Source organism: Shewanella sp. SG41-4 (genome assembly GCF_014164505.1).
In the GTDB taxonomy this organism is placed as follows: Bacteria; Pseudomonadota; Gammaproteobacteria; order Enterobacterales; family Shewanellaceae; genus Shewanella.
Genome location: NZ_JACJFI010000294.1, coordinates 1 through 4,330, shown reverse-complemented (window position 1 = coordinate 4,330; position 4,330 = coordinate 1). Strand labels below are relative to the sequence as shown.

3 protein-coding genes are annotated in these 4,330 nt (G+C 37.2%); all 3 read left to right on the top strand.

All coding sequences use genetic code 11. The annotated features are described in order from the left end of the window. Nucleotides 1-313: 313 nt before the first annotated feature. The 3 genes from H5202_RS18380 to H5202_RS18370 all read left to right on the top strand — a co-directional run bounded on the left by H5202_RS18380 (nt 314) and on the right by H5202_RS18370 (nt 4,011). The gene (locus H5202_RS18380; protein ID WP_182773347.1) at nt 314-1,474 is read left to right on the top strand and encodes a hypothetical protein; all 1,161 of its coding nucleotides are present in this window, start codon (nt 314-316) and stop codon (nt 1,472-1,474) included. 638 nt (nt 1,475-2,112) lie between these two features. Beyond that, nucleotides 2,113-3,099 (top strand): ATP-binding protein, encoded by a 987-nt coding sequence (locus tag H5202_RS18375; RefSeq protein ID WP_182773346.1) that lies wholly within the window; start codon nt 2,113-2,115, stop codon nt 3,097-3,099. Nucleotides 3,100-3,342: 243 nt separating this feature from the next. Continuing rightward, entirely contained in the window at nt 3,343-4,011 is a 669-nt protein-coding gene (locus H5202_RS18370; protein WP_182773345.1) for a hypothetical protein, read from the top strand. Nucleotides 4,012-4,330 lie beyond the last annotated feature (319 nt).

Below are 4,330 nucleotides of genomic sequence, written 5' to 3'. Positions count from 1 at the left end.
GATACGTATCAGCTAGATTCTTTGCTATCGTTTGGAAGATCACGTCATCACACTGTTCATCCAAAACTTCTACACCATATTTTTCCATCGCCGTATCAATAATTCGCGGCTCCTCACGCTGAGTATCATTTATGCCCCAAAGTGAGTTTCAACCTCCTAATTGATTAGGTAACCATTCTTTCCTTTGTCCTACATTTCCTAATGCCAGAAGATACCACGGACGGGCCGATCAGAAAGATGTACCATCTCATTCAATGAGTTATCCAACTAGATAAACTGTCGGATAATCTGGTAGTTTTGAACATTGAAAAAAATGAACAGCAAAAATGAAACTCACCCCGCAGAATTTGTAATGGGAATGTATATGTTGGCTGATATTGATGATAAAAAAATTACTGCTTTCAGAGATTTGGTTAATGATAACAATCAATTCGTCCTAAAAACGTACGCAAACAAGCAAGGAAAAAATCAATGGAACCTTATATGTTCAAGCATGGACTGGATTTCTGTAGCTATTCGAAATTTGCACAGATTTCCAGACTTAGACTCCAATATCGATGTCAGAGTCATGCAAATTTATTCTTTAATAAGTTCTATTGATATTGTTAATGAGGCAGTGAAGCAACTGCATCGTGTTTTTTTTGGTCATTCCACTAAGCTGCAGGCGTTTAAAGGAGAAAAACTCATCTTCAACGAACGGATCTTTGATAAAGACGACAATGATTATTTCAAAGAAGTCCGAGCATGTTTTGGGGCGCATCCTGTAAACCTCGATGGAGAAGGAAAAGAGAAACGATTTGCAAGTTGGCCATATGAAGGGTTTACAAAAAGCAGCAGTGACCTTGAGGTTAGACTTTATAGTAACGATCCCAATAAAGACGACATCGTGCTAGGGCTAAATATCAAGGAGCTTGTTGCCTTTCTTCAATCGCGTTATGAATACCTTGATAACATTTCGTTGGAAATCGAAAGACAATATGAACTTTGCAAACAGGAGCTTGCGTTAACCCCTATTGCCGACTGTAGAAATATGCGTGAATCCATAGATATTTTGCTGAAGGAAAATGAATCAAGGTTTAATAATGACCATTATCGGAGCACTCTAGAAGAGTTGGCTTTACTGCTAAGCACTCATCTTTATGAAGCCGAGTTAGCGGGAGAAGCGTTGAAGTTTAAGAATAGCCTAGTGCCTCTCATAGAAGAATTGCGGCAAAACTTACAAGACGTAAATATTGTGGACTTACACCACGATGATTTGCTAAATCCAACATCTAGCATCGAAAGCACTCTCCATTATGAACTACCTAAGTTCTACTCATGCGTGCTTGGACAACTCCGGTATAAAGATCCACTGTTTGAATTCTATCTTAAACGTATCAATGAGGTATCGAGCAACAAGTATCAACTTAAGGTGTCAGACAGTGATGGACAACTACTGCTTAAATTGAAACTAATTATGGATGGCATATCATAAGTAAATGCTATCACAGCTTTTAAGTCATTGTTATTGTTATGGAATTAACATACTCAGAACCGTCACCGTTAGCGGTTCATAGATCAGAAGTGCGCCAGAGTCGAACGGTGCAAATACACCTTTGCCCCAAAGCTTGCTAGAGATCGGCTGGTGAATCGAAAACTCATAAACGAGTTGCCCTACAAATTCTTATCAATTAACCGAGGCTTTAGCACTTCATCATTAGTAAGCGAAACTGATGGATATACAGTTATATTCAAACTTAATTTATTTTGAGTGTTTTTAGCCAATTCACATGTGCACTAATAAAACGTTAAATTAAGCCGCTGCGCGTCGCCAAATGAGGATCCAATTGAGTACATAATCCTCATTGAAACCGTTAGGCTTAAAGATGTAAGATAGAAAAATATGATGAAAAGGAATTTCAATGAAAAACTTACCCACTACTCAATATCAGTAGACCAAAACTGCTCTGTATTCCATAGGCAGCATCAAAAAAAGTAAATTATCATAGCATGAAGCATGCCAATTAATATGGACTAGGCATAGGCCAAGTCCAGAAAGATGTTTATGCGCTTTAAATAGCGCATAAATACTAAAACGTTATCCAAATACATATTTAGAGTCGTATTATATTAATGAAAACCATATTTTTCCCTTCACATTTCGGACGTGACACACTTAATTCATTTTTTAAACAACTTGAAGAAAACCTTAATGCGCCTGAAATTTTAGTAGATTGTACAACTTTAAATTATTCATACCCTAGCGGGATGTTAGTTGCAGGTTCTAAAATGCGTAAATGGATAAAACACAGAAGAGAAAACGGGCTAATCACCAAAAAGAAAGGCTATGACAGTGATAAAAAAGTACATGGCTATCTTCGTCATTTAGGTTTTTTTGATTTTATAGGTATGGGCGAAGGAAATGTAGTTGGTGAAGCTTCAGGTTCAATGACTTATTTGCCGATAACTAAAATAGAAAAACCTATTATCGATTTACAAGTACAAGATGTTAAAGAATGGTATGACGAAATTATTTCTCAAACTAGACGCTTTGCAACTCTACTATCTGGAACAAATGAATATACGGAAGAGAATAAGCTTTATCATTACGCATTAAGGGAAATTGTGCGAAATGTCTTTGAGCATTCTTTGGCGGATGAATGCTACTTATGTGGTCAACGTTGGGCTGATGGTAGGGTTGAAGTAGCCGTCATTGACGAAGGCGTGGGAATATCTGCTTCTTTAAAGCGATCATTTGAAATTGAATCTGAAATTGATGCACTACGGAAGGCGATTAAACCAGGAGTTTCAAGTACAACAAAAATAGCAGAAGCCGATAATATTTATGATAATTCGGGATTTGGACTTTATGTGTTAGAGCAATTAGTTTCTTCATTTGGTTGGTTTATGCTTGGTAGTGGCAGTGCAAAAATTGTGTCGCAAGGTAAAGCAATGAGAGAACAAGAGCTTAATTTTGACGGGACTTACATAGGGCTTAGACTAAATAGCGCGCCGAGGCAATTCTCAGGGATACTTGATGATATTATTAGTCAAGGTGAACATGAAGCTGAAGTATCAGGTATAAAAACCACTGCTTCGGGTATGTCTAAATTGTCGTAACTTTAATTAACCACTCTAAGCCGTTATTGCCCCAAAATCAGTTTTAGCTTGAGCTCTAGTTTTGCTAGTGGCATCAAATTTGCTATAGAAATAGTAATTTGAGGGATTATCATAAACTAGATTAGTCTTTATTAGGTTTATGATGGGGGATTTACAAAACTCAATGATGCTTCATTGATTCAATTCAATTTTTTATTCCAGTGCTTTACAATAGATTATGCGTTACCACTTATGAAAACGAATATGGATATACTCGATAAATACGATTTAAAGGAATGGTGGAATACATCATTAACGCCAGAACAACGTAATCAAATTGCCAGAGACTATCAACCAATGGGTTTCACTCTTGGAGTGCCTTACCTCTATGCTAAAATTGTTGGAAAGGATAACTGTGAGACGGGTAAATGCTGTTTTTTAGACGTGTTAGCTTGTGTTGCAATTGATGGTGCAAAGGCAATCGTTGCTAATAAAACTGAGGAAGCAGTTAAAGAGACACTAAATCAGCCTCGTAAGAACTTCAAAGATATTCATTTAGCACTAACAGGCTTAATAAAACATCATTACCGCCAACGAGATGATCAAGCTCATTACCAAAAAGCAAAAGAGCTTTGCTGGTTGCAGATATCAATATCCACACATGCAGCCAAAACATTCAGCAAACCCATCCAGCCCAAAGGAATTAGTCTTAAAAAGCTTGAGGGAATATTGGGTCGTAAACTTGCAGGTTATGCTACTCCACAAACACTTCCTTCTCATGTCGGTTATAAGCAGATGGCTATTATTCTTGAAAAGGAAGGCGATCTAGAGGGTGCTATCAAACTATCACAAAAAGCTCTAAAGCAAGGGTGGACTGACAACTACGACAAACGCATAGTCAAACTAGCAGCGAAACTTGCCAAGCGAAAATAGAATGTTATGCCTACTCTGTTTTTGGATTTCTGTAATGGAGGGAAATGTAAATGTCCAATAGCAACCTTAAGTCATATGCTTGTGTGAACTTTGAAGCCCCAAAAAAATTAACCTAATTGTGATGTTCAAAGGGATATAATTAAATGAAACCTGTTTATAAGTATATGAGCAAAGTCGCCGCTATTTCGTTCTTGAAAGACCCGTGGATAAGAGTAACACCCAAACCTGCATTAAATGATCCATTTGAATGCAGCCCAACACAACAGACTAAAGATAAAATTGTAGAAATATTTAAAGGCGAAAAGTCTTTATCTGAGTA